We start from the raw sequence: 23,868 nt of genomic DNA, 5'->3' as shown, positions 1-23,868 counted from the left end.
ATTTCACCTCGGGCCCCGGGGGGAGGTCCCCTGACGGAGGGAAGTTCGGCGCGGCCAGTACGGGCTCCCGCAAAGATCGCGGGATGATCCGCGCGCAATGTCGCCCGGTTCGGGGAAGATATGAATCAGATCCGTCCCCCAGGTGGAGGTGCCACACATGGCAAGCAAGGACACCGGCGGCCAGAAGCAGACCGGCCGGACCGACAAGGAAGTCGAGGAGACCGCCCCGGCGGAGACCTCCGACGTTCAGGAGCGTCACGAGAAGCTCTCCGACGACGTCGACGCGATCCTCGACGAGATCGACGAGGTGCTGGAGGAGAACGCAGAGGAGTTCGTGAGGAGTTACGTGCAGAAGGGCGGACAGTAGGTTCGTCCGTCGGAGTCAAAGGTCAGAGGTGAGGACGGATCCGGCGGGGAGCCGGGGGACCCGTTCTGACCGCGGGCCCGGCTCGGCTCCCGCCGGGCCCGGCTGGCGGGTGACGTGCGGCCGCACCCCGCCGGGAGCGCCCTGGTGGGTGCTCCGCCTCCGAGCGCCGCGAACACGCTGAGCCGACCAGGGGAGACCCCTCCGGGAATGCTCCCGGAGGGAATCGAGAGCCGTCCCACGGCCACCGCCCCGCCTCCCACGCGGGCCGGGCGGGCCTTCGCCATCTTCGCGCCCCCGTCGTGTTCGCCGTGCCCCGAGGGGGATCGGCGCGAGATCCGGTGACCGGAGCCGATCATCCGTAAAGATTCAAAAGCCCGGCGGAGTGTGGTTCGCGCTGAGCTGATCCAGGGAAGTGCAAGCAGCACGGCAAGATGAGTAAGGTCGGGCCTTAAAGGACCGCACCTTTGGAGGGAGTCGCGTGGGATCTCACAGGGACCTGCCCGCCGGCATGGTGAATCACATCTTTACCGACACCGGGAGCTCCTCGTTCACCGAGTTCGTCAGGTCCCATTCGCCGGACTTGCTGCCTGGCCGTAACGAGGTCCTGGGGACCTCGGTGGGCGATCACATCCCGCACGCCACCACGATCGTCGCGGCGATGTGCGCCGGTGGCGTGGTGATCGCGGGAGACCGCCGGGCGACCTCCGGCAACATCATCTCCCAGCGTGACATGGAGAAGGTGTTCCGCACCGACGACCACTCGGGCCTGGGCATCGCGGGGACGGCGAGCACGGGCATCGAGATGGCCCGCCTCTACCGGGTGGAGCTCGAACACTACGAGAAGCGCGAGGGCCGCACGCTCTCGGTGACGGGCAAGGCCAACCGGCTCGCCACGATGATCCGCGGCAACCTGCCGATGGCGATGCAGGGGCTCGTGGTCGTCCCGCTCTTCGCCGCCTACGACCCCGATGTCGACGGTGGCCGCATCTTCAGCTACGACGTGGGCGGCGGTCCCTACGAACAGCACCACTACCACTCGATCGGATCCGGTTCGATCTTCGCGCGAGGTGCTCTGAAGAAGCTCTACCGCGAGGGTGCCTCCCCCGAGGAGACCGTGCTGACGCTGATCCACGCACTCTACGACGCGGCCGACGACGACTCGGCGACCGGCGGCCCCGACATCACCCGCAAGATCTGGCCCATCGTCGCGGTGATCACCGCCGACGGATACCGCCGGCTTCCCGACGAGGAGGTCGGAGAGCTCGTCCGGGTCGTGGTCGAGTCCCGGGCCGACCACCCCGACGGCCCCACCGCCCCGCTGCGCTAACACGAGAGGATCACCCCAGGTGTCCATGCCTTTTGGATATGTCTCGCCCGAGCAGCAGATGCGGGACAAGGCGGATTACGCGCGCAAGGGGATCGCGCGGGGCCGTAGCGTCGTCGTCCTGCAGTACGAGGACGGCATCCTGTTCGTCGCTCCCAACCCGTCCCGCGCCCTGCACAAGATCAGCGAGATCTACGACAAGATCGGGTTCGCCGCGGTCGGCCGCTACAACGAGTTCGAGGCCCTGCGCCTCGGCGGCATCCGATACGCCGACATCAACGGCTACACCTACGCCCGCGACGACGTCACCGCCCGTGGCCTGGCCAACCTCTACGCGCAGAACCTCGGCCAGATCTTCACCGAGTCGCTGAAGCCGTTCGAGGTGGAGATCGTGGTCGCCGAGGTCGGTGACTCCTCCGACGAGGACCACATCTACCGGCTGACCTTCGACGGCTCGGTCTTCGACGAGGCGGGGCTGGTGGCCATGGGCGGCCAGGCCGAGACGGTGGCGGCCCGTCTCAAGGAGCGCTACCGCGACGGCCTGTCGCTGACCGAGGCGCTGGAGGCGGCGCTGTTCGCGCTGACCGAGCCGGGAGGCGAGCGCTTCCCCGCGAACCAGCTGGAGGTGGCGGTGCTCGACCGCAACCGCCCGCACCGCAAGTTCCTACGGCTCAACGGCCCCAGGCTGGAGCGACTGCTGGCCGAAGGTGCCCCCGTGGCCGGGGGCGAGAAGACGGCAGGGGGCGAGAACCCCCTCTCCGCCCCCGAGACGCCGGGCGCCCCGCCGACCGCGCCCGACGGCGACATCGACACCGGATCCAGCGGCTGACCGCGTCCGCGGGCGACGCCGGTGCCGCGCCGGGTGGTCTGACCGCACGGCGTGGGGGTGCCGTCCTCTGCAGGACGACACCCCCACGCCGGAAGGCAGGTCTTCTCCTGCGGGACGCCTGAGAACGGTGGCAGCACGGTCCCCGCGCCGGACGGGCCGGTCAGCGGCACCCCGTGGTCCGTGTCGCGCAAAAGCCCGACGCGGGCAAGTGGCGCTCCGGCGCCGGACGACACCTCACGACACCCGTTCCCGCCTCGCCGGGAACACAGCTTCCGGCGAGGCGGGAACGGGTGTCGCTGCGGTGTGTCCTGGATCACATCGTCTCCGGACAACCGGTCCCGCTCCACGCTGGTCACACTCCGTGTGAACAACACCTCCCGGATCCGGACCGGATCCGCCCCTCATATGACCGCCCTCGCGGCTCCTCGACGGCCCGGTGTGGCGCTGGCCCTGCTCGCGGCCGTGGCGCTGGCCTCAGGCTGCGCCGCGGAGTCCTCCTCCGCCCCCCTGCCGGTCGCGTCCTCCTCCGCGCCCGCTCCCTCGACGGGCGCGCCGACCCCCACCCCGGGCTCCGCCGCGGCCGTCCCCGAGCTCTTCGGTACCGAGTTCCAGGCGGCTCCGGAACACGACTGGAGCAAGGGGCGTCCGCCGCCCTTCGAGGGCGTCCTGAGGGGCTGGCTCACCGACGTGGACGACAACGGGGTGGCCGAGTACCGGCCGATCCGCTTCGTCCAGCGTGGTGGCGAGGACGGTCACTTCGACGGCCCCGAGGAAGGTGACGTGGTCCGCTACCTGGCGCCCATCGCCGAGGACGTACTGTTTCTCGCCGACAGCGGCTGCGACAACACGACGCAGACCTACGACAAGGCCACCAACCTCGGCACCGAGAGCTGCACCCGTCAGACGTTGATCGACAACGTCAGGGAGGCCGCCTCGCTGACCGGGGTCGAGGGCCTCCACCGGCCGGCCCTGATCACCACGGAGAACGGCAGGATCACCAAGGTTGTCGAGATCTTCTGGCAGGGCGGAGGCTGATCGAGGCCGTCGATCCCGGCGCCTTCGCGCCACCCGCGCCCGGCGGGAACCGGGCGCGGGGCGCGTCCGCGCTTAGGCGCTCACAGCCTGGGGCATAAGCCGTACGACCGAAAACCCCATGATCCCTCCCACGAGAGGGGTTCGGCGAATAGTGTGAGGCAATGGATCGTCGCATCTTCGGGCTTGAGAACGAGTACGGCGTCACCTGCACGTTCAGGGGGCAGCGGCGGCTGTCACCCGACGAGGTAGCGCGTTATCTATTCCGCCGCGTCGTCTCCTGGGGCCGATCGAGCAACGTCTTCCTCCGCAACGGGGCGCGCCTGTATCTGGACGTGGGGAGCCACCCCGAGTACGCCACCCCCGAGTGTGACAACGTCGTGGAGCTCGTCACCCACGACAAGGCGGGCGAGCGCATTCTGGAGGGCCTCCTCGTCGACGCGGAGAAACGCCTCCGTGAGGAGGGGATCGCCGGCGACATCTACCTGTTCAAGAACAACACCGACTCGGCGGGCAACTCCTACGGCTGCCACGAGAACTATCTGGTCGGCCGGCACGGCGAGTTCGGCCGCCTGGCGGACGTGCTGATCCCGTTCCTGGTCACCCGGCAGATCATCTGCGGGGCGGGCAAGGTGCTGCAGACCCCGCGTGGAGCGGTCTACTGCGTCTCCCAGCGGGCCGAGCACATCTGGGAGGGCGTCTCCAGCGCCACCACCCGGTCGCGTCCGATCATCAACACCCGTGACGAGCCGCACGCCGACGCCGAGCGGTTCCGCCGCCTGCACGTCATCGTCGGCGACTCGAACATGAGCGAGACGACCATGCTGCTCAAGGTCGGCGCGACCGACCTGGTGCTCCGCATGATCGAGGCGGGCACCGTGATGCGCGACCTGTCCCTGGAGAACCCGATCCGGGCCATCAGGGAGGTCTCCCACGACATGACCGGGCGGCGGCGGGTGCGGCTGGCCAACGGCCGGGAGGCGTCCTCGCTGGAGATCCAGGAGGAATACCTCTCCAAGGCCCGTGACTTCGTCGACCGCCGCGGCGGCGACGAGGTCAGCCACCGGGTGCTGGAGCTGTGGGAGCGCACGCTCAACGCGGTCGAGACCGGCAGCCTCGACAAGGTCGCCCGCGAGATCGACTGGGTGACCAAGTACCAGCTGATCGAGCGCTACCGCCAGAAGTACGACCTGCCGCTGTCGAGCCCCAGGGTGGCTCAGCTCGACCTCGCCTACCACGACGTGCACCGCCGCCGTGGCCTGTTCTACCTGCTGCAGAAGCGCGGTGCGGTGGAGCGGGTGGCCTCCGACCTGAAGATCTTCGAGGCCAAGTCGGTGCCGCCGCAGACCACCCGGGCCCGGCTGCGCGGTGAGTTCATCCGCAAGGCGCAGGAGAAGCGCCGCGACTTCACCGTCGACTGGGTGCACCTGAAGCTCAACGATCAGGCGCAGCGCACCGTGCTGTGCAAGGACCCCTTCCGTAGCGTCGACGAGAGGGTGGACAAGCTCATCGCCGGGATGTGACGGTCATACTTCGGCAAGCTCGTTCCCGGCCTTACCTCCTCCGTACGCCGGGACGGGTAATGTGGCGCGAACCTGACGTCTGCTTGAGGGATACCTATGCGCCGCCGCAGCATGGCCGTACTGGCCGCAGTGCCTTTGATATTCGCCGCAGCATGCGGCTCCGACGGAGGCGCGGCCACCGGCGCCTCCAGTTCCGCCAGCGCGGGGGAGGTCACCGAGCTGCAGGTGACCGGGCAGGCGGGCGCCAAGCCGACCGTCGCGTTCCCGCCGAAGGTCGTCGAGACCTCCTCCTACAAGGTGCTCACCCCCGGCACCACGGGGGAGGCCGCCAAGCCCGGCGCCAGCGTCATCGCCAACTTCACCGTCTTCACCTGGGACGGCAAGGAGAACAAGCTCGCCGGCTCGACCTACGACGAGGGCGGGCCGCAGGTCATCACGCTCAACGAGCAGGTCCCGGAGATCCTCCGCAAGGGCTTCGCCGAGACCAAGGGCGGCGGCAGGTTCATGTCGGTCGTCGCCAAGGACGCGCTGCCCGCCGAGCAGCAGGCGCAGGCCCCTCCCGGCCAGTCGCAGGTCTTCGTGGTCGACGTCGTGGGCGTCCCCCAGGAGAAGGCCGCCAAGGGCACCGCGACCGACCCCGGTCTCGACGGTGTCACGGTGGAGAATCCGGCCGGCGACGCCGCGCCGAAGCTCACTACCAAGACCAAGAAGAAGGCTCCCAAGGAGCTCGTCGCCAAGACCGTGATCCAGGGCACGGGCCCCGAGGTCAAGTCCGGCCAGTCGATCCTGGTCCAGTACGCCGGGAAGATCTGGGGATCGGACGCCGAGTTCGACAGCAGCTGGTCCCGCGGCGCCCAGCCGATCATGTTCCAGATCGGCACCGGCAAGGTCATCAAGGGCTGGGACCAGGGTCTGGTCGGTGTCCCGGTCGGCAGCCGGGTGCTGCTGAGCATCCCGCCGGACCTCGGTTACGGCAAGGAGGGCTCCGGCGACAAGATCAAGGGCACCGACACCCTGGTCTTCCTGGTCGACGTGCTGGGCGCCTACTGAGCCCGCTGACCGACTGATCTGACATTCCGCCTCCGGCGGCGGCCCACCGGGCCGCCGCCGGTGCGAGCCGTCCCATCACGGAGCCCGGCCGTACGCGTACGGCCGGGCTCCGTGCTTTTCCGGTTCAGGGCTCGGCCGAGGCCAGGTCCAGGTCAGGACCGGGCGTCGGCGTCGTCCGCCCGGTCTCGTGTCCAGGAAAGGGCGGCCGCGTTCCCGCCCGCCGGGTCCCGTACGGGCGGAGGCGTGAAGTCCGCGACCTCGGCCTACAATCCGCCTGTGAGCGGCGACGATCTCGACACGGTGGCGATACTTCACGACCCGGTGCGCCGGGCCGTCTACGACTACGTGGCCTTCCAGCGCCATGACGTGGGACGTAACGAGGCGGCCGAGGCGGTGGGGGTGCAGCGGACCCTGGCCGCCTTCCACCTCGACAGGCTCGTCGAGGCGGGCCTGCTCGAGAGCGGGTTCCGGCGGTTGACGGAGCGGACGGGGCCCGGCAGCGGCAGGCCGGCGAAGGTGTATCGCAGGGCGCGGGGGGAGTGGCAGGTCAACGTGCCCGCCAGGGACTACCGGACCCTCGCCCTGGTGCTGGCGGAGGCGGTGGAGTCGCTCGGCGGGGACGAGAGGGCCGAGCAGGTCGCCCGGCGTGCGGGGGCCCGGTTCGCCGAGCAGGGGGAGGATCTCGCCGGTGTGCTGCGGCGGCGCGGATACGAGCCCTACGAGGAGGACGGCCGGGTGCGGCTGCGCAACTGCCCGTTCCACGTGCCCGCCGAGGAGCATCCGCTGCTGGTCTGCTCGGTGAATTTGGGATTGTGCCGGGGGATGCTCGACGCGCTCGGTCAGGACGCCTCGACGGCCAGGCTGGACCCACGGCCCGGGGAGTGCTGCGTCGCCTTTTCTAAAAATAATGAAGATTGACATAGAAGGACTGTGGATGATCTGCTGTGCCCATGCACCTGGCCCAGATGAACGTCGCCCACATGCGCGCGCCCAAGGACTCCCTCGAACTCGCCTCCTTCATGGCGGGCCTCGAACCTCTCAACCGGCTGGCCGAGGCCGACCCCGGCTTCGTGTGGCGCCTCAAGGGGGGTGACGGTCCCGAGGACACGGTCGAGCACATGTACGGCGACCACCTGCTGATCAACTACTCCGTGTGGCGGTCGCGTGACGCGCTGTGGGAGTACGTCTACCGCAGCGACCACCTGGCGTTCCTGCAGCGGCGCAGGGAGTGGTTCCTGCGCATCGCGCAGCCGTACTCGGTGATGTGGTGGATCCCCGAGGGGTACGAGCCGACCCTTCCCGAGGGGATGGAGCGTCTGGAGAGGCTGAGGGCCGAAGGCCCCACCCCGGAGGCCTTCACCTTCAAGGACTTCTACGACAGCAGCGAGGCCGCGTGGCGCCCGGCGGCGGCCGAGGCGAGAAAGTAGGCGAGGTCCTCGTCCAGACCCCGGCCCATCGTGGACAGGCGCACCGGAGATCCCTGGAGCGCCTCGTACAGACCGTCCACCGCCACCTCGACCAGCTCGTGGCGGGCGGCGAGCGGGCGTGACTGCTCGGCCACCCGCCTGCCGAAGTCGCCGGGCAGCACGGGCACGGCGACGTGGGCCGGGGTGAGCGCCACCCGGCCGTAGGCGGTGAGCGAGTGGTGCGAGACCCCGATGTGGCGCTCGCGCAGGTCGCCCTCGCTGACCCGCAGCGCCGCCACCGGGCGGCCTCCCAGGACGGCGGCGGCGTTGACCGCCTCGCCGGCCGAGACTCCGGAGAAACCCCAGCGGGTGCCGCTGCCCAGATTGCCCGGTCCCTGGGTGACGATCGCGACGTCGGCCTCCAGGACGTGCCTGGCCGCCAGCAGACCCGTGTGCGGGGTCACCGCCTCCACGTCGCCGCCGAACGCCTGGCCCACGGTGACGACCCCGCACAGCCAGCCGGTCTCCCGCAGCCGTGCGCACGACATGGAGAACCAGGCGGGCAGCGCGCCGCCGTCGAGCATCACGTAGGCGACCCTGAGGGGTCTGCCGCGCTCCGGGCCATCGGTTTTCTGAGTTTCGCCAGGCTGCGGGGGGTTTTGGCCGTACAGGCCGCAGAGGATCGCGGGCAGGGCCGAGTGCAGGTCGGCGACGATCACCGGCATGCCGTCCACGGAGTCCGCGTCGCGCAGGACCTCGTGGAAGGGCGAATCCTGCTCGTCCGCGCCGAGGACGGTGGCCTGCAACGGGGTGTAGCGTGCCTTCACCAGGTGTCCGGGGCCTTGAGGATCTTGTGGCAAACGGTCGGGGACAGCCACCACCATGGCGTAACCTCCCGTACCGAGACCCATCGCGAGCGCGGTCGTGTTGAGCAGCACCACGTCACCGGGCTCGGGACGTCCCACCAGGGCCGGGTAGGCGAGCGCGCGCGCCTCACCGTCCTCGGTGGTCACGTCGAGTTCCACCGCCCCCGGCCATTCGCGCCGGATCCGTACGACCTCGCCCCTGCGCCATCTGATCACGGGGGAAGGGTAGCGTCACTCGAACAGGAAGGAGGCCGGATGTCGCGCCGGAAGACCGAGCGGCTGCTCAATCTCGTGATCTGCCTGCTGGCCACGCGGCGGCCGCTCAGTGCCGAGCACATCCGCCAGGCGGTGCCCGGTTACGACGCCGACAACGACGAGGCCTTCCAGCGGATGTTCGAGCGGGACAAGAACGAGCTGCGGGAGATAGGCATCCCGATCGAGGTCCACAAGGACCCGTGGGAGGAGGATCCCGGATACCGGATCGTCCGCTCGGCGTACGAGCTGCCGGAGATCACCCTGGAGCCCGACGAGGCCGCCGTGGTCGGCCTGGCGGCACAGGTGTGGCAGCGGGCCAGCCTGGCCGAGGCGGCCAGCGGGGCCCTGCTGAAGCTGCGCGCGGGGGGCGTGCAGACCGACGAGGCCCACGGGGTGCTCGGCGGCGCGCTGGAGCTGCGCGTCGACACCCAGGACCCGTCCTTTCCCGCGCTGTGGGAGGCCGTGCGCGACCGGCGCGCGGTCCGCTTCGCCTACCGGGCGGCGGCGAGCCAGAACGTGCTGACCCGCACGGTGGAGCCGTGGGGCGTCGTCAGCCGCCGGGGCCGCTGGTACATGGTCGGCCACGACCGCGACCGGGAGGCGCCGAGGGTCTTCCGGCTCAGCCGCATCAGCGGGCCGGTCACCACCCTCGGCCGCCCGGGTTCGGTGGTGGTGCCCGAGGACGTCGACATCAAGTCCATGGTCGTCTACAGCGACGCCGCCGTGCGCGAGCGCACCGCCCTCATCCGGGTCAGGCGGGACACCTGCCAGGGGCTGCGCCAGGTGGCGAAGGCGGTGCGGCCCGCCGGCGAGGACTGGGACGAGCTGGACGTCGACTTCACCGACCCCGGCAGGCTGGCCGGATGGATCGTGGGTTTCGCCGCGGACGCGGAGGTCGTCGGCCCCCCGGACGCCCGTGACGCGGTCATCTGCCGCCTGAAGGGAGCTCTCGCGTGAGCACGGCCGACCGCCTGCCCAGGCTGCTCGCACTGGTGCCCTACCTGATGTCGCACCCCGGGGCACAGGTGCCCGAGGTCGCGAAGATCTTCGGGCTGAGCGAGAAGCAGCTCATCGACGACCTGCAGCTGGTGTGGATGTGCGGGCTGCCCGGCCACACCCCCGGCGACCTGATCGACGTGTCGTGGGACGGCGGGGAGATCGTCATCGACAACGCCGAGACCATCGCCCGCCCGCTGCGGCTGGGCGTGGACGAGGCCAGTGCCCTGCTGGTCGCCCTGCGCCTGCTCGCCGAGATGCCGGAGTTCGGCGAGCGCGACGCGCTGGCCCGGGTCATCGCCAAGTTCGAGCGGGCCTCGGGCGAGGGCGCCGCGGCGGTCAGCAGCCAGGTCGCGGTGGAGGTCGACGCTGCGCCCGACGCGCTGCCCGTCGTCAACGAGGCGCTGCGGCGCGGCAGACGGCTGTCGCTGCGCTACTACGTGCCGGGACGCGATGAGATCACCCCGCGTGAGGTCGATCCGATGCGCCTGGTCGTCGTGGACGGCCGCCCCTACCTGTCGGGCTGGTGTTACCGGGCCGAGGCGGTCCGGCTGTTCCGGCTGGACCGGATGCTCTCCGTCGACGTGCTCGACGTGCCCGCCGACCCGCCCGCGGACGCCGTGGCCGACGAGGTGACGCCCGGGGTGTTCCGGCCCTCGCCGACCGACGAGCTGGTGGAGCTCGAACTCACCCCCGCGGGCCGCTGGGTCGCCGAGTACTACCCGTGCGAGCGGGTCACCGAGCTCGGCGAGGGCCGGGTGCGGGTGGCCCTGCGGGCCAGGGACCAGGGGTGGCTGGTACGCCTGGCGCTGCGCCTCGGGGACACCGGCAGGGTGGTCTCTCCGGCCTCGCTGGACGAGAGCGTCCGGGCCGCGGCCACCGCCGCGCTGAATCGTTATGAGTCGCTTTCCTGATGTACGAAGCCGGAGTCTCCCGACATGAGCTGGATCATCGCCGCGGTCTCACTCGCCTTCGGAGGGCTTGCCCTGCTGGGTTTCCTCGCCGTTCGCGTGCTGCGCGCGGCCGCCGCGCTGAGCCGTGAGGTCGATCGGACGGAGGGGAGACTGGAGCCCGTTCGGGTCCTGTTCGGCGAGCGTACGGCGATCGCGCGGGGCCAAAGGGATGAGTCTGTCGCCGGGGGAGCGTACGATCGGAGGCAAAGACCGCACGTCGCCCGGCGTAAGGATGTGTAATGCCCAACCTCGGACCCACTGAGCTGATCATCATCGGCCTGATCCTGGTGCTGCTCTTCGGTGCCAAGAAGCTGCCGGAAGCCGCCCGCGGGCTCGGCCGGTCGCTGCGCATCTTCAAGTCGGAGACCGCCAAGCTCCGCGACGAGGACGAGACGGAGACCGCGACCGCCACGGTCGTCCAGGCGCAGCCCCAGCCCGCCGCCCCGGCGCCGCAGTCGATCCCGGCGGCGACGCAGCCTCCGGCTCCCGCGCTGAGCGTCGAGGAGGAGGCCCGCCGCCTCGAGGAGCAGGCCGCCCGGCTGCGCGCCCAGGCCGGAGCGCCCAAGCAGCAGTGATCGGCGGTAGCCTGAAGATCTACCCCCATCACTCGACTCGTCACCCCAGGATTCGCGAATGGCGCTGCTGAAGTGGCCCAAATCGGGCCGGAACGGGGCGGCACCGTCGCCCGCAGAGGCGGGCGACGGCCGCATGCCGCTCATGGAGCACCTGCGCGAGCTGCGTAACCGGCTGGTCATCGCCCTGCTCGGTCTGGTCGCCGGCACCATCGTCGGTTTCATCTTCTTCGACCCGATCTGGCAGTTCGTGTCGGCTCCCTACTGCGGGCTTCCCCAGGCGCAGGAGCTGAGGCCGGGGCAGTGCACGATGCTGATCCTCGGCGTCTTCGACTCCTTCTTCGTGAACCTCAAGGTCGCCGCGATGTTCGGCCTCGTGGTCTCCTCGCCGATCTGGCTCTGGCAGATCTGGGGCTTCGTCACCCCGGGCCTGTACCGCAACGAGAAGCGCTACTCGATCCTGTTCATGGTGCTGGCCGTCCCGCTGTTCCTCGCGGGCGCCGCGCTGGCCTACTTCGTGATGGACACGGGCCTGTCGATCCTGCTGGGCTTCGCCCCTCCGGGAACGCTGACCGGCCTCACGATCAACGAGTATCTCAGCTACGCGCTGATCATGATCATCGTGTTCGGCATCTCCTTCGAGTTGCCGCTGCTCATGGTGTTCCTGAACATCATCGGGGTGCTGCCGCGCTCGCTGGTGTCCAAGCACCGCCGCATGGTCATCTTCCTCATGTTCGTCTTCGGCGCGGTCGCCACCCCCGGCGGCGACCCGTTCACAATGATCGCGCTCGCCCTGCCGATGGTGCTGCTGTTCGGTCTGGCCGAGGGGTTCATGTATCTCAGGGAGAAGAGACAGTCCAAGGGTGAGGACTTCTCCCACCTCTCCGACGACGAGGCCTCCTCGCTCGACGACGACGTCTCGCCCGTGGGTGCCGTGACCCCGGTCGACGATCCGGCTCCTATCGATTCGAGAACGACCGACCCCGATCCCGGCAAATAGCGGATAAGTTCCGGTCTGTGCCCGCAGAGATCGCAGTCCTCGTCAACCCCGCCGCCCGCGGCGGCCGTTCCCGGGGGCTGCTCTCCCCGGTGCTCGACCGCCTGCGGCAGGGTGGACGCGAGGTCTCGGTGATCCTCGGAGACTCCGCCTCCGACGCGCTGGAACGCGCCTGCACGGCCGTTGCCGAGGAGCCGGAGGCGCTGGTGGCCTTCGGCGGCGACGGCCTGGTCCACCTCGCCGTCCAGGCGGCCGCGGGCAGCGGCGTACCACTGGGCGTCATCCCCGTGGGCACGGGCAACGACATCGCCGCCGCGCTCGGCATCCCGCTGAAGGCGCCGCTCGCCGCGGCCGACACCGTGTTGCGCGGGCGGGTGCGCACGGTCGACGCCGTGAAGGCGGGCGAGGACGAGTGGTTCGCCGGGGTGCTGGCCTGTGGCTTCGACTCCCGGGTCAACGAGCGGGCCAACACCATGACCTGGCCGCCGGGTATGGCGAGATATCTTGTCGCCCTCGCCGAGGAGTTGCGCTCCTTCCGGCCCATCCCGTTCAGGATCGGCCTGGACGACGAGATCGTCGAGCGTGAGGCGATGCTTGTCGCGGTCGGCAACACCCGTTCCTACGGCGCGGGCATGCGCGTGTGTCCCGGCGCGGTCCCCGACGACGGCCTGCTGGACGTGACGATCCTCGGGGCCATCCCCAAGATGGAGTTCCTGCGCACCTTCCCCCGCGTCTACCGGGGCTCCCACGGCGCCCATCCCGCCGTCACCATGCTCCGCGCCCGCCGGGTGACCCTGGAGGCCCAAGGAGTGATCGCCTACGCCGACGGCGAGCGGATCGGCCCCACCCCGCTGACATGCGAGATCGTCCCCGGCGCGCTGGCGGTCCTCGTCTAGGGCCGCCGACGTACGCCGACGGTCCTGGACGAGGACCGTGCGGCGCCGCCCGGACGGCCCGCCGGGGTGGCCCGCGCGATCGACGGGATCCGGGGAGAAGGGGGACGGGCCGGAATCCCGATATCGGTAGGCTGGAGCCATGACGACCCCAGCGGAACGATACGCTGCCTTCCGTCAGAGCCAGGCCGAGAGCGGGCCGGCGCTGACCTCGTTCCGCGGTCTTTACGACTTCGAGCTGGACGACTTCCAGCTCGACGCCTGCCGGGCCCTGGAGGCCGGTGACGGAGTCCTCGTGGCGGCGCCCACCGGCTCGGGCAAGACCGTCGTGGGCGAGTTCGCGGTGCATCTCGCCCTGCGCGAGGGCCGCAAGTGCTTCTACACCACCCCGATCAAGGCGCTGTCCAACCAGAAGTACAACGACCTGGTCAAGCGATACGGCATCGACAAGGTGGGCCTGCTCACCGGCGACAACAGCGTCAACGGCGAGGCTCCCATCGTCGTCATGACGACCGAGGTGCTGCGCAACATGCTCTACGCCGGGTCCTCCACCCTGGCGGGGCTCGGTTTCGTGGTCATGGACGAGGTCCACTACCTCGCCGACCGGTTCCGCGGCGCGGTCTGGGAGGAAGTGATCATCCACCTGCCCGAGTCGGTGCGCCTGGTCGCCCTGTCGGCCACGGTCAGCAACGCCGAGGAGTTCGGCGAGTGGATGGGAGAGGTCCGCGGCGACACCAGCGTCATCGTCGACGAGCACCGCCCGGTCCCGCTCTGGCAGCACATGCTCGTCGGCAGCCGCCTCTACGACCTGTTCGTCACCGGAGACGACGACCGGCGCCCGCAGATCAACCCCAACCTCCTGCGCATCGCCAAGGACGAGGAGCGCCAGGCGTACGGCAGGGGGCGCCGCGGCTACTCACGTCCTCGCAGGAACGGTCCGCCGGACCGTGCCGCGGCCATCGAGCGCCTGGACGCCGACGCCCTGCTGCCCGCGATCACGTTCATCTTCTCCAGGGCGGGCTGCGACGCCGCCGTCATGCAGTGCCTGCATGACGGCATCCGGCTCACCACCGACGCCGAGCGTCACGAGATCCGGCAGATCGTCGACGAGCGCACCGCGCACCTGCCCGACGAGGACCTGGGTGTGCTCGGCTACCTGGAGTGGCGCGACGCCCTGGAGCGCGGCCTGGCCGCCCACCACGCTGGGATGCTCCCCGCCTTCAAGGAGGTCGTCGAGGAACTGTTCACCCGGGGCCTGGTCAAGGCCGTGTTCGCCACCGAGACGCTCGCGCTGGGCATCAACATGCCCGCCCGCTCCGTGGTGATCGAGAAACTCGACAAGTGGAACGGCGAGACCCACGCCGACCTCACCCCCGGCGAGTACACCCAGCTCACCGGACGGGCCGGGCGCCGAGGCATCGACGTGGAGGGCCACGCGGTCGTCCAGTGGCAGCCGGGCACCGACCCGCTCCAGGTCGCCGGCCTGGCCAGCACCCGCACCTACCCGCTGCGCTCCAGCTTCCGTCCCTCCTACAACATGGCCGTCAACCTCGTCGGCCAGGTGGGCAGGGAGCGGGCCAGGACCCTCCTGGAGTCCTCGTTCGCGCAGTTCCAGGCCGACCGGGCCGTGGTGGGCATCGCCAAGCAGGTGCGCCGAGCGGAGGAGGCCCTGGAGGGCTACCGCCAGGCGATGACCTGCCATCTGGGCGACTTCGAGGAGTACGCCGCGATGCGCAGGGCCCTGTCCGACCGGGAGGCCGAGCTGTCGCGCCGGCGCGGCGCGGCCCGCAGGACGCAGGCGCTGCGCTCGCTGGAGGCGCTCAAGCCGGGTGACATCATCAGGGTGCCCGGCGGGCGCAGGGCCGGTCTGGCCGTCGTCCTCGACCCCGGCCTCAACTCCCGGGGAGAGGGGCCCTCCCCGCTGGTGCTGACCATCGGCAAGCAGGTCAAGAAGCTGTCACCGGCCGACTTTCCCGTCCCGGTCGAGCCGGTCGAGCACCTGCGCATCCCGAAGAACTTCAACGCCCGCTCGCCCAAGGAGCGGGCCAACCTGGTCTCCTCGGTGCACGCCAAGATCGGCGACCGTGACTTCGGCAAGCCCGTGCGGGCACGCGACCACGCCGCGGAGGACGACGAGATCAACCGGCTGCGCACCGAGATCCGCCGGCATCCCTGTCACGGGTGTGACGAGCGCGAGGACCACGCCCGCTGGGCCGAGCGCTACTACAAGCTGCTCCGCGAGACCGAGGGCCTGCGCCGCAGGGTCGAGGGCCGCTCCCACGTCATCGCCCGCACCTTCGACAAGGTCTGCGGGGTGCTCGACCAGCTCGGCTACCTCGACGGTGAGAGCGTCACCGCGGAGGGCCGCCGCCTGGCCCAGCTCTACACCGAGCTGGACCTGCTGACCGCCGAGTGCCTGCGCGCGGGACTCTGGAACAACCTGGACCCGGCCGAGCTGGCCGCGTGCGTGTCGTCGCTGGTCTTCGAGTCGCGGCAGGCCGACGACGCCCGCCAGCCCAGGATCCCCGGGGGAGCGGCTCAGAAGACGCTGGCGGACATGGTGCGCCTGTGGGGTGAGCTGGAGTCGATCGAGAGCGACCACGGCCTGTCGTTCATCAGGGAGCCCGACTTCGGCTTCGCCTGGGCGGCCTTCCGCTGGGCCAAGGGTCACAGCCTGGACGCCGTGCTCCGTGACGGCGTGCCCGGCGCGGAACTGGCCGCGGGAGACTTCGTCCGCTGGACCAAGCAGCTGCTCGACCTCCTCGGTCAGATCTCCGACGCGGCCCCGGCGGGGAGCAAGGTGAAGCAGACCGCGGGCAAGTCGATGGACGCCCTGCGGCGCGGGGTGGTGGCCTACTCGTCCCTGACCTGAGCTCCTGCCGCCGACCTGTTTCCCTCCTTTCCGGCCTCTCCGGCGGACCTCCGCGGCCGGAAACCCGCCGCGGAGGCCCGGTGGAGAGCTTCGCGGGATCTCGGTCGAGTCCGGGAACGGGTCAGGCCAGGCTGAAGCGGACCTCGCGGGTGGCCGGGTCGGCGCGTGTCAGCCGCACGCGTACGGCCTCTCCCAGCGGGAGCCCTTCGCCGTCGCAGCGGGCCACCACCGCGGGGTCGGTGACCTGCACCTGACCCCACGGCCGGTCCTCGGCCACGTCGATCACCACGGCGTCGAACGTCTGGCCCACCCGCTCGCGCAGGACGAATGCCTCCACCAGGTCCACGCACGCCCGCTCGACGCCGCCCGCGCGGCGCCCGGTGGCATGCATGATCTCCGGCAGTTCGCCCATGGTCCGCTGGATCTCCTGGGGCACCGGCTCGCCCGCCGCGATGGCCAGGCAGATCTCCGTGGCGTAGCGGTCGATGAGGCGGCGCAGCGGAGCGGTCACGTGCGCGTACGGTGCCCCCACGGCGGCGTGCTCCGCCTGCGCGGGCGGCTCGCCGTTGAAGGCGACGTATCCGGCGCCGCGCAGCAGCACCGTCGACTCCTGCAGGAACGCGGCCTGCTCGGGGATCCTTGGGTCGAGGGAGTGGACGACGTCGCCGTACCCGGCACCCTCGGGCCAGGGCACGCCCAGCGCGGCGGCCACCCGGCGGACCTGGGTGATCCTCTCGGCGGGGGCGGGCGGGAGCACCCGCAGCAGGCCGATCTCGGCGTCCAGCATCATGGAGGCGGCGGCCATGCCCGTCAGCAGCGAGAGTTGCGCGTTCCACGCCTCGGCGGCGAGCGGGGCGCGGAACTCGACCCGGTAGCCGTTCTTCTCCGGGACGACCTCCTGGTCGGGGGTGGGCAGCGTCACGCCGCCCCTGGCCCGCTCCTGGGCGAGTCTGAGCCGGCCGATCTCGGCCAGCAGCCGAAGAGTGCCGTCGGCGGTGCCGGTGTCGACCGCGGCCTGCGCGTAGTCGTAGTCGAGCCGCTCGCGGCTGCGTACCAGTGCCCTGCTCACGTCCGCGCCGACGATCAGGCCCTCGGCGTCCAGGTCGACGCACCACAGCGCGGCGGGCCGGGTCACCCCCGGCAGCAGGCTGGCGGCACCCTCTGACAGGACGGGCGGATGCAGCGGCACGCGCCCGTCGGGCAGGTAGACCGTCTCGCCGCGGAGGCGGGCCTCGGCGTCGATCGCGCCACCGGGCCTGACGAACGCCCCGACGTCGGCGATGGCGTACCAGACGCGGTAGCCGCCGGACCGCTCCTCCAGGTGCACGGCCTGGTCGAGGTCCATCGCGCCCGGAGGGTCGATGGTGATCAGGGGCAGGTCGGTACGGTCCAGCCGGGGCAGGGCGGGCACCTCGGCGACCCACTCGGCCTCGTCGATCACCGCCCGGGGAAATCCGTCGGGCAGTTTCATCTCACGGCGGATCCGCTCGAAACCGTCGCCGAGCCGTGGATGGGCCCTTTCGGGCACCAGGATGCTCTTGTGAGGCACAGGGAGCAACCTACCGGCTCGCGGCGGACTGCTCACCGGCCGGTCGGGGCGACGGTGATCGGCACGGCGGAAGAGCAGGTCGGAGGCGGGAAGGCGGGGGATGAGCCGTCAGAGCGCCGAGGTCAGGCGCTCCAGCGGCCCGGACAGGCCATAGCGCTCACTCAGGGCCGCGAGCGCCTCCGGATCACGGGGCTTGGCGGGAAGCGCGATGTCCGCCTCGGGAAGGGGGACGTCGCGGGCGACCCGGACCACCTCGGGGGCCACCCGCAGGTAGTCGCGGGCCGCCGACAGCCTGGCGCGCTGCCCGGCGGTCAGGTCGCCGCCTCCCTCGCCCCCGTCGAGGGCCCGCAGCAGCGCCTCCAGCGAGCCGAACCGGGTGATCAGGGCCGCGGCGGTCTTGTCGCCCACCCCCGGCACGCCCGGCAGCCCGTCGCTGGGGTCGCCGCGCAGGGTGGCGAAGTCGGCGTACGAGCGGCCCGGGACACCGTATTTCTCGGTGACGGCGGCCTCGTCGACCAGCTGGAGGTTCTTGACCCCCCTCGCGGTGTAGAGGATCCGGACCGGCCGGGAGTCGTCGACCAGCTGGAACAGGTCGCGGTCGCCGGTGACGACGTCGACCTGACCGCTCGCGCGCGTGGTGAACGTGCCCATCACATCGTCGGCCTCGTAGCCGGGAACACCGACGAGGGCGATGCCCACCGCGTCGAGCACCCGCTCGATCACCGGCACCTGCGGGGCGAGCGTGTCGGGAGTCTCCTCGGCACCGCCCTCGACGAGCCGATGGGTCTTGTACGTCGGGATGGCCGCCACCCGGAAGGCCGGGCGCCAGTCGGCGTCCATGCAGGCGACGAGTTCGGTGGGGGAGTGCCGCCGGACCAACATGGCGATCATGTCGATGACGCCGCGCACCGCGTTGACGGGCATCCCGTCGGGGGCGGTCATCGACTCGGGGATGCCGTAGAAGGCGCGGTAGTACAGCGAGGGGGTGTCAAGGAGCATCAGGCCGGGCATGGCGACCATTTAACCAATCAGCCGAGCACTCCGATCGCCAGAACGCAGGTGTCGTCCTCGGGGTTGGGGCCGCCGATCACCTCGATGAGCCGGTCGAGCCCGTTGTCCGGGTCTCCTCGTAGCAGGGCCGCGGCCTCCATGGTCAGCGCGAGTCCCTCGTCGATGTCGCGGGTGCGCCGCTCCACCAGCCCGTCGGTGAACAGCAGCAGGAGGTCACCCTCCCGCAGCTCGACCCCGGCCGTCTCGTACGGTTCGTCAGGGGTGGCGCCCAGCAGCACCCCGGCGGGCGGGTCGAGCTGGGTGGCCGTCCCCTCACGGACCAGGATCGGCGCGGGGTGCCCCGCCTGCCCCCAGGTGAACGTCCTGGTGTCCGGGTCGAGATGGCCGACGACCGCGGTCGCCGTCGTCTCGGGCATCCGGTGCAGCACGAGGTCGTTGAGCCAGGCGAGCAGCCTGGCGGGGGAGTGGCCGGTCATCGCGAGGCCGATCAGGGCGTGGCGCAGCTGGGCCATCTGGGAGATCGCGGGCATCCCGTGTCCGGACACGTCGCCGATGGCGAGCAGCACCCTGCCGTCGGCGAGGGGAACGGCGTCGTACCAGTCGCCGCCCAGGCCGGGGTCGATCCCGGCCGCGACGTAGCGGACCGCGATGCGCGCGTGCGGCAGGTCGATGCTGTCTCCCAGGCCCGGCATGATCGCCTCGCGCAGGGTCACGCTCATGTCGTGCTCCTCCGCGACCTGCTCACGGATCCGCAGCAGCTTGCTGCGCGACTCCGACATGATCCGCTCGGCGCGGCGGCGGCCGGTGATGTCCTGGACGACGCCGTGCACGCTGAGATGCCCGTCGCTCACGACGGGGTCGAGCGCGGCGCGCAGGTGGCGCAGCTCACCGCGGCGGCGGATGCGGAACTCGGCCTCCCCGGCCTGGGCCCGGTGCACGACGGACCACAGCAGCCGGTCGAGGTCGGGCCGGTCGGCCGCCTCGACGTGACCGACCAGGTCACGCAGGTGGATCGGGCCGTCGCCGGGGGCGCGGCCGAATATGGTGTACGCCTGATCGGACCAGGTGGACTCTCCGGTCTGGAGATCCCACTCGGCCCAGCCCATCTCACCCATGCGCTCCGCGTGCGCGAGGCGTGCGGTGAGGAGGTGTCGCTCAACGGCCATGTGCTCGTCCGGTTCACCGCGTGACCGCTGTGCCGTCTCAGCGGCGGTCGATGAGGCCGGACCGGTCACCTGGTCGTTTCGTGGGTGGAGGGGTGGCTGGTGGCCGCCCACTACGCCGACCATGTAGCTCGCTCTCGATGTGTGGCTTTATGGATACTTTGCCAACAAAGTGTGATCGTACTTCAACAGATTGTAGTGGTGAGGCTGCTCTCGTGCCTTCCTTTCCCTGACTTTCGGTTCCGGGGCGGGGCCCGGATGCGTCGCCGTTCCGCCGGGGATTAGATTGGTCGGCGTGACGACGGAGCCCTCTGATCTCTATCCCGTGACCCGCCTGGCCGCCGTCCGCGAGGCGACCGCCGCCGCCGGGCTCGACGCGCTGCTGCTCACGCCAGGCCCCGACCTTCGCTACGTGACCGGTTACGAGGCGCTGCCGCTGGAGCGGCTCACCTGCCTGGTGCTGCCGGCCGAGGGCGAGGCGTTCCTGATGGTGCCCCGCCTGGAGCTGCCGGCGGCCGAGCGCTCCCCGGCGTCGCGGCTCGGCGTCGAGTTCGTCCCGTGGGACGAGACCGACGATCCGTACGCGGTCGTCGGCCGGCGGCTGGGCCCGGTCCGCAAGGTCGGCCTCGCCGACCGGATGTGGGCGATGCAGTCGCTGCGCCTGCGCGACGCGATCCCCGGGGCCGAGCAGGTGCTCGCCGGGACCGTCCTGCGCGGGCTGAGGATGCGCAAGACCCCGGCAGAGGTGGCGGCGCTGCGCAGGGCGGGGGCCGCGATCGACGCCGTCCACGCCCAGGTGCCCGGTTTCCTGCGGGCAGGCAGGACCGAGCGCGAGATCGGCAGGGACATCACCGAGGCGATCCTCGCGACCGGTCACTCCACCGTCGACTTCGTCATCGTCGGCTCAGGGCCCAACGGCGCCAGCCCGCACCACGAGCTGTCGGACCGCGTCGTGCGGGAGCGCGAGCCGATCGTGGTCGACATCGGGGGCCAGATGCCCGACGGCTACTGCTCGGACTCCACGCGCGTCTACGCCGTCGGCGAGCCTCCGGCGGGTTTCCTGAAGTACTACGAGGTGCTCAGGCGCGCTCAGCAGGCCGCCTGCGACGCCGTGCGCCCTGGGGTGCCGTGCGAGGCGGTCGACGCCGCCGCGCGAGAGGTGATCACGGCCGAGGGCTACGGCGAGTACTTCATCCACCGCACCGGTCACGGCATCGGCCTGGAGACCCACGAGGAGCCCTACATCGTCACGGGCAACGCCGAGCCGCTGGCGTCCGGCTTCGCCTTCTCCGTCGAGCCGGGCATCTACCTGCCGGGAGCCCACGGCGCCCGCATCGAGGACATCCTCGTCTGCACCGACGAGGGTGGCGAGCGGGTCAACCACCGCCCGCGCGAGCTGGTGGTCGTCTAGGGCGGAGCGGTCCGCGCGCCGGTGACCGGCCGCACGGTCCCGGCGGCGGTCCGAACCGGGAGCGTGTCGGCCCCCGGCCGGGACGCCGGGTCAGAGCCCGTAGGTCTCCAGCAGCCGCAGCCAGATCTCGCTGGCCGTGGGGAAGGACGGGACCGCGTGCCAGAGCCGCTCCAGGGGCACCTCGGCGACGACGGCGATCGTCGCCGAGTGCAGCATCTCGCCCACCGCCGGACCGGCGAAGGTCACCCCGAGAAGCACGCGGCGCCGCTCGTCCACGACGGCCTTGGCCCTGCCCCGGTAGCCGTCACCCTGCAGATAGGCCCCCGTCACCCTGCCCAGGTCGTACTCGACCGCCCGGACGTCGAACCCCTCGGCGCGGGCCTGCGCCTCGGTCCGGCCGACCGAGCACACCTGCGGGTCGGTGAAGATCACCTGCGGCGCGCCGTATACGTCCGCCACGTCGCGCAGGCCCGGCAGGTCGTCGGTTTCGCCCTTGGCCCGCGCCGCGATGACGTCGCCGCACACCCGTGCCTGGTACTTGCCCATGTGGGTGAGCAGGGCGCGGCCGTTGACGTCGCCCACCGCGTACAGCCAGTCGCCGGGGACGCCGGTCGCGCGCATGCTGTCGTCGACCTCCACCGAGCGCCCGGCCTCCAGGCCGACGGTCTCCATGCCGAGGTCGCCGGTCGCCGGACGCCTGCCGGTGGCCACGAGCAGTTCGTCGGCCTCGACGGGCGGGCCCTCGGACAGGTGGACGGTCACCGGCCCCCCGGGCGTGGGCCGCTCGACCTTCGTCACCTGGACGCCCGTGCGCACCGTGATGCCCGCCTCGGCGAACGACTCGGCCACCAGCTCACCCGCGAAAGGCTCCATCCTGCCGAGCAGCCCGCCGCGCGCCAGCACCGTCGTCTCCCGGGCGCCGAGCCCGTGCATGGCCTGGGCCATCTCGCAGGCCACCACGCCGCCGCCCAGCACGACCAGCCGTCCGGGAACGCTCGTCGCGGCCGTCACCTCGTGGCTCGTCCACGGTGACGCCTCCGCCAGGCCGGGAATCGGCGGGACGGCCGCGCCGCTGCCGGTGGCCAGCACGACCGCCCGCCGGGCGGTCAGCGTGCGGACCGAGCCGTCCTTCGCGGTGACCGCGACCCGTTTGGGACCGTCCAGCCGCCCGTGCCCGCGGACGAACTCCGCCGGCACGCTCTTGATCCACTCGGCCTGGCCGCCGTCGTCGAGGTGGGACACCGCCTCGTCGCGCCGGGCGAGCACGGCGGCGGTGTCGATCGGGCCCAGCGTCAGGCCGGGCACCCGGGAGACCTCGGCGACCAGCTCCACCGGGCGCAGCAGCGCCTTGCTGGGGACGCACGCCCAGTAGGAACACTCGCCACCGGCCAGGTTCCTCTCGACGATCGCGGCGGTCAGTCCTCCCTTGACCGCGCGGTCGGCGACGTTCTCGCCCGCGGGGCCCGCGCCCACAACCACCACGTCGAACTCGTCCGACACGACTTACCTCCCAGAGAGAACCGGCCCATCGACCGCGCGCCGCCTCCGGCGACGCCGGTCGTACCAGCTTCGCACCCCTCGGCCGGAGTCACGCCTTCAGGACCGTGGCGGGTCGCCTTCGTGCGCGGGCCGTCCAGCCTTTCCCCGGCTTTTCCGCTTTCGGCCCTGTCCTCCGTTCCGGTCGTTCCAGGTAGATCAGGGGGATGTGTGAAAAGCGGGGGTCAGCGGCGGCGCCCGCGCGCCTTGAGGGGGGTGAGGGGCAGCTCTGGGGCGGGCAGCGGGGCGGCTCCCGTGCCGGGCACCGTGCCGAACCCCTCGCCCTCCATCCACTCCCGCCGGAACCCGGCGATCTCCTCGTGGCTGCGGCCGACGAAGTTCCACCACATGACGATCCGCTCCTCGAACGGCTCGCCGCCGAGGAGCAGCCGCCGCCCGGGCACCTCGGCGCTCACGGCCAGCTCCGAGCGCCCGCTGCCCAGGTAGAGCAGCGGGCCGGGGGCGAGATCCGTCTCGCCGACCCGTACCGTGCCGGACAGGGCCAGCGCGGCGTACTCGAAGCCGGGACGGAGCGGGACCGAGGTCCCGGCGCCCGCCTCCAGCGTCATCTCCGCCCCGACCAGCGGGGTGTGGACCGTCGCCGGGGAGGTGACACCGCCCAGCTCGCCCATGATGACGGTCACCGTGACGCCCGGCGACGACGCCGCGGTCAGCGTGGGCAGCGCCGGGTGGTGCTCGAAGGCCGGGGCGGTCTCGCGGGCGGCGGCGGGGAGCGCCACCCACAGCTGGACCCCGTGCAGCACGGCCTCGGCCGGCGACTCCTCGGCGTGGGAGATGGCCCGCCCGGCGGTCATCAGGTTGAGCTGGCCCGGCCTGATCAGCTGCTCGCTGCCGAGGCTGTCGCGGTGCAGGACCTCGCCCTCCACGAGCCAGCTGACGGTCTGCAGGCCGGTGTGCGGGTGCGGGGGAACGTGCATCGTCGCCCGCTCGGGACCGTAGTGGTCGACGAAGCACCACGCGCCGACCATCCTGACGTCCCGGTTCGGCAGGGTCCTGGTGACCTTCATCGCCCGGGGCCCGCCCAGCACCACGTCCCGGCCGGTCAGCAACTCGTTCACCGGTTTCGCCGACACGTCCGCGAGGCCGCCGCAGGCCGACTCCCGCGGATCCGTTTCCAGGTTGCTCATTGTGCGAATGTACGGTGCGATCCGGTCCCGCCGGGCACGGGGTGGCACAATCCCCGGGTGGGGATCATGTGCGTGGTCGGCGTCCGGTTCCGGTATCTTTCGTCCACCCCAACGG

The 23,868-nt window shown here is 71.2% G+C and carries 22 protein-coding genes; 16 read left to right on the top strand and 6 right to left on the bottom strand.

The window, feature by feature from the left end:
- Nucleotides 1–157: 157 nt before the first annotated feature.
- The 8 genes from AB0B96_RS08680 to AB0B96_RS08645 all read left to right on the top strand — a co-directional run bounded on the left by AB0B96_RS08680 (nucleotide 158) and on the right by AB0B96_RS08645 (nucleotide 7,552).
- The gene (locus tag AB0B96_RS08680) at nucleotides 158–367 is read left to right on the top strand and encodes a ubiquitin-like protein Pup (RefSeq protein ID WP_329079325.1); all 210 of its coding nucleotides are present in this window, start codon (nucleotides 158–160) and stop codon (nucleotides 365–367) included.
- Between the two features lie 508 nt (nucleotides 368–875).
- Nucleotides 876–1,694 (top strand): proteasome subunit beta, encoded by an 819-nt coding sequence (gene prcB, locus AB0B96_RS08675; protein WP_362897391.1) that lies wholly within the window; start codon nucleotides 876–878, stop codon nucleotides 1,692–1,694.
- 25 nt (nucleotides 1,695–1,719) lie between these two features.
- On the top strand, nucleotides 1,720–2,520 hold the full coding sequence (prcA, locus tag AB0B96_RS08670; protein ID WP_350948304.1) for a proteasome subunit alpha: 801 nt from the start codon (nucleotides 1,720–1,722) through the stop codon (nucleotides 2,518–2,520).
- 405 nt (nucleotides 2,521–2,925) lie between these two features.
- Complete coding sequence (locus tag AB0B96_RS08665) at nucleotides 2,926–3,555, top strand: hypothetical protein (RefSeq protein ID WP_362897244.1); 630 nt, start codon at nucleotides 2,926–2,928, stop codon at nucleotides 3,553–3,555.
- A gap of 161 nt (nucleotides 3,556–3,716) precedes the next feature.
- Nucleotides 3,717–5,075, top strand: coding sequence for a Pup--protein ligase (pafA, locus tag AB0B96_RS08660; protein ID WP_350948306.1), 1,359 nt, complete (start codon nucleotides 3,717–3,719; stop codon nucleotides 5,073–5,075).
- 96 nt (nucleotides 5,076–5,171) lie between these two features.
- Nucleotides 5,172–6,125, top strand: coding sequence for an FKBP-type peptidyl-prolyl cis-trans isomerase (locus AB0B96_RS08655; RefSeq protein WP_362897243.1), 954 nt, complete (start codon nucleotides 5,172–5,174; stop codon nucleotides 6,123–6,125).
- 276 nt (nucleotides 6,126–6,401) lie between these two features.
- Nucleotides 6,402–7,043, top strand: a complete 642-nt coding sequence (locus AB0B96_RS08650; protein ID WP_350948308.1) for a transcriptional regulator — start codon at nucleotides 6,402–6,404, stop codon at nucleotides 7,041–7,043.
- Nucleotides 7,044–7,075: 32 nt separating this feature from the next.
- A complete protein-coding gene (locus AB0B96_RS08645) occupies nucleotides 7,076–7,552 on the top strand; it encodes a DUF3291 domain-containing protein (protein WP_362897242.1) in 477 nt (158 codons plus the stop codon).
- Here AB0B96_RS08645 and AB0B96_RS08640 read toward each other — a convergent pair.
- The gene (locus AB0B96_RS08640) at nucleotides 7,498–8,613 is read right to left on the bottom strand and encodes a DUF3866 family protein (RefSeq protein ID WP_362897241.1); all 1,116 of its coding nucleotides are present in this window, start codon (nucleotides 8,611–8,613) and stop codon (nucleotides 7,498–7,500) included. The genes AB0B96_RS08645 and AB0B96_RS08640 overlap by 55 nt on opposite strands.
- Nucleotides 8,614–8,652: 39 nt before the next feature.
- Between AB0B96_RS08640 and AB0B96_RS08635 the strand changes: the two genes are divergently transcribed.
- From AB0B96_RS08635 to AB0B96_RS08605, 7 genes are all read left to right on the top strand, one after another.
- On the top strand, nucleotides 8,653–9,609 hold the full coding sequence (locus AB0B96_RS08635; RefSeq protein WP_350948310.1) for a WYL domain-containing protein: 957 nt from the start codon (nucleotides 8,653–8,655) through the stop codon (nucleotides 9,607–9,609).
- Complete coding sequence (locus AB0B96_RS08630; RefSeq protein WP_350948311.1) at nucleotides 9,606–10,562, top strand: WYL domain-containing protein; 957 nt, start codon at nucleotides 9,606–9,608, stop codon at nucleotides 10,560–10,562. The genes AB0B96_RS08635 and AB0B96_RS08630 overlap by 4 nt, the downstream gene beginning before the upstream one ends.
- A 24-nt stretch (nucleotides 10,563–10,586) precedes the next feature.
- Nucleotides 10,587–10,841, top strand: a complete 255-nt coding sequence (locus AB0B96_RS08625; protein ID WP_362897240.1) for a hypothetical protein — start codon at nucleotides 10,587–10,589, stop codon at nucleotides 10,839–10,841.
- A complete protein-coding gene (gene tatA, locus AB0B96_RS08620; RefSeq protein ID WP_350948313.1) occupies nucleotides 10,841–11,176 on the top strand; it encodes a Sec-independent protein translocase subunit TatA in 336 nt (111 codons plus the stop codon). Before AB0B96_RS08625 ends, tatA begins: the two co-directional genes overlap by 1 nt.
- Before the next feature lie 58 nt (nucleotides 11,177–11,234).
- Nucleotides 11,235–12,173, top strand: a complete 939-nt coding sequence (gene tatC / locus AB0B96_RS08615; RefSeq protein ID WP_362897239.1) for a twin-arginine translocase subunit TatC — start codon at nucleotides 11,235–11,237, stop codon at nucleotides 12,171–12,173.
- A 17-nt stretch (nucleotides 12,174–12,190) separates the two neighbouring features.
- Nucleotides 12,191–13,066, top strand: coding sequence for a YegS/Rv2252/BmrU family lipid kinase (locus AB0B96_RS08610; RefSeq protein WP_362897238.1), 876 nt, complete (start codon nucleotides 12,191–12,193; stop codon nucleotides 13,064–13,066).
- A 139-nt stretch (nucleotides 13,067–13,205) separates the two neighbouring features.
- Nucleotides 13,206–15,935 (top strand): DEAD/DEAH box helicase, encoded by a 2,730-nt coding sequence (locus tag AB0B96_RS08605; protein ID WP_362897237.1) that lies wholly within the window; start codon nucleotides 13,206–13,208, stop codon nucleotides 15,933–15,935.
- A gap of 121 nt (nucleotides 15,936–16,056) precedes the next feature.
- On the opposite strand, the gene AB0B96_RS08600 is transcribed toward AB0B96_RS08605, so the two are convergent.
- The 3 genes from AB0B96_RS08600 to AB0B96_RS08590 all read right to left on the bottom strand — a co-directional run bounded on the left by AB0B96_RS08600 (nucleotide 16,057) and on the right by AB0B96_RS08590 (nucleotide 19,661).
- On the bottom strand, nucleotides 16,057–17,484 hold the full coding sequence (locus AB0B96_RS08600) for an RNB domain-containing ribonuclease (protein ID WP_362897236.1): 1,428 nt from the start codon (nucleotides 17,482–17,484) through the stop codon (nucleotides 16,057–16,059).
- Nucleotides 17,485–17,592: 108 nt separating this feature from the next.
- On the bottom strand, nucleotides 17,593–18,495 hold the full coding sequence (locus AB0B96_RS08595; RefSeq protein ID WP_362897235.1) for a 5'-3' exonuclease H3TH domain-containing protein: 903 nt from the start codon (nucleotides 18,493–18,495) through the stop codon (nucleotides 17,593–17,595).
- 17 nt (nucleotides 18,496–18,512) lie between these two features.
- A complete protein-coding gene (locus AB0B96_RS08590; protein ID WP_362897234.1) occupies nucleotides 18,513–19,661 on the bottom strand; it encodes a SpoIIE family protein phosphatase in 1,149 nt (382 codons plus the stop codon).
- Between the two features lie 292 nt (nucleotides 19,662–19,953).
- On the opposite strand from AB0B96_RS08590, the gene AB0B96_RS08585 reads away from it, so the two are divergent.
- Nucleotides 19,954–21,069, top strand: coding sequence for a Xaa-Pro peptidase family protein (locus AB0B96_RS08585; protein ID WP_362897233.1), 1,116 nt, complete (start codon nucleotides 19,954–19,956; stop codon nucleotides 21,067–21,069).
- A 90-nt stretch (nucleotides 21,070–21,159) separates the two neighbouring features.
- Here the strand turns inward: AB0B96_RS08585 and AB0B96_RS08580 are convergent, their stop codons facing one another.
- Nucleotides 21,160–22,569 carry an NAD(P)/FAD-dependent oxidoreductase gene (locus AB0B96_RS08580; RefSeq protein WP_362897232.1) on the bottom strand — a complete coding sequence of 470 codons (1,410 nt, stop codon included), beginning with the start codon at nucleotides 22,567–22,569 and terminating at the stop codon, nucleotides 21,160–21,162.
- A 221-nt stretch (nucleotides 22,570–22,790) separates the two neighbouring features.
- A complete protein-coding gene (locus tag AB0B96_RS08575; RefSeq protein ID WP_362897231.1) occupies nucleotides 22,791–23,753 on the bottom strand; it encodes a pirin family protein in 963 nt (320 codons plus the stop codon).
- Between the last annotated feature and the right edge of the window lie 115 nt (nucleotides 23,754–23,868).

This window comes from Streptosporangium sp. NPDC049046 (assembly GCF_040649155.1).
Classification (GTDB): Bacteria; Actinomycetota; Actinomycetes; order Streptosporangiales; family Streptosporangiaceae; genus Streptosporangium.
This window is presented reverse-complemented; position numbering and strand designations above follow the sequence as displayed.

Coding starts and splice junctions, on each gene's coding strand:
- pafA (WP_350948306.1), top strand. CDS start 3,717: ATGGATCGTCGCATCTTCGGGCTTGAGAACGAGTACGGCGTCACCTGC.
- prcA (WP_350948304.1), top strand. CDS start 1,720: ATGCCTTTTGGATATGTCTCGCCCGAGCAGCAGATGCGGGACAAGGCG.
- AB0B96_RS08575 (WP_362897231.1), bottom strand. CDS start 23,753: ATGAGCAACCTGGAAACGGATCCGCGGGAGTCGGCCTGCGGCGGCCTC.
- AB0B96_RS08680 (WP_329079325.1), top strand. CDS start 158: ATGGCAAGCAAGGACACCGGCGGCCAGAAGCAGACCGGCCGGACCGAC.
- AB0B96_RS08590 (WP_362897234.1), bottom strand. CDS start 19,661: ATGGCCGTTGAGCGACACCTCCTCACCGCACGCCTCGCGCACGCGGAG.
- prcB (WP_362897391.1), top strand. CDS start 876: ATGGTGAATCACATCTTTACCGACACCGGGAGCTCCTCGTTCACCGAG.
- AB0B96_RS08625 (WP_362897240.1), top strand. CDS start 10,587: ATGAGCTGGATCATCGCCGCGGTCTCACTCGCCTTCGGAGGGCTTGCC.
- tatA (WP_350948313.1), top strand. CDS start 10,841: ATGCCCAACCTCGGACCCACTGAGCTGATCATCATCGGCCTGATCCTG.
- tatC (WP_362897239.1), top strand. CDS start 11,235: ATGGCGCTGCTGAAGTGGCCCAAATCGGGCCGGAACGGGGCGGCACCG.
- AB0B96_RS08635 (WP_350948310.1), top strand. CDS start 8,653: ATGTCGCGCCGGAAGACCGAGCGGCTGCTCAATCTCGTGATCTGCCTG.
- AB0B96_RS08645 (WP_362897242.1), top strand. CDS start 7,076: ATGCACCTGGCCCAGATGAACGTCGCCCACATGCGCGCGCCCAAGGAC.
- AB0B96_RS08655 (WP_362897243.1), top strand. CDS start 5,172: ATGCGCCGCCGCAGCATGGCCGTACTGGCCGCAGTGCCTTTGATATTC.
- AB0B96_RS08595 (WP_362897235.1), bottom strand. CDS start 18,495: ATGCCCGGCCTGATGCTCCTTGACACCCCCTCGCTGTACTACCGCGCC.
- AB0B96_RS08605 (WP_362897237.1), top strand. CDS start 13,206: ATGACGACCCCAGCGGAACGATACGCTGCCTTCCGTCAGAGCCAGGCC.
- AB0B96_RS08665 (WP_362897244.1), top strand. CDS start 2,926: ATGACCGCCCTCGCGGCTCCTCGACGGCCCGGTGTGGCGCTGGCCCTG.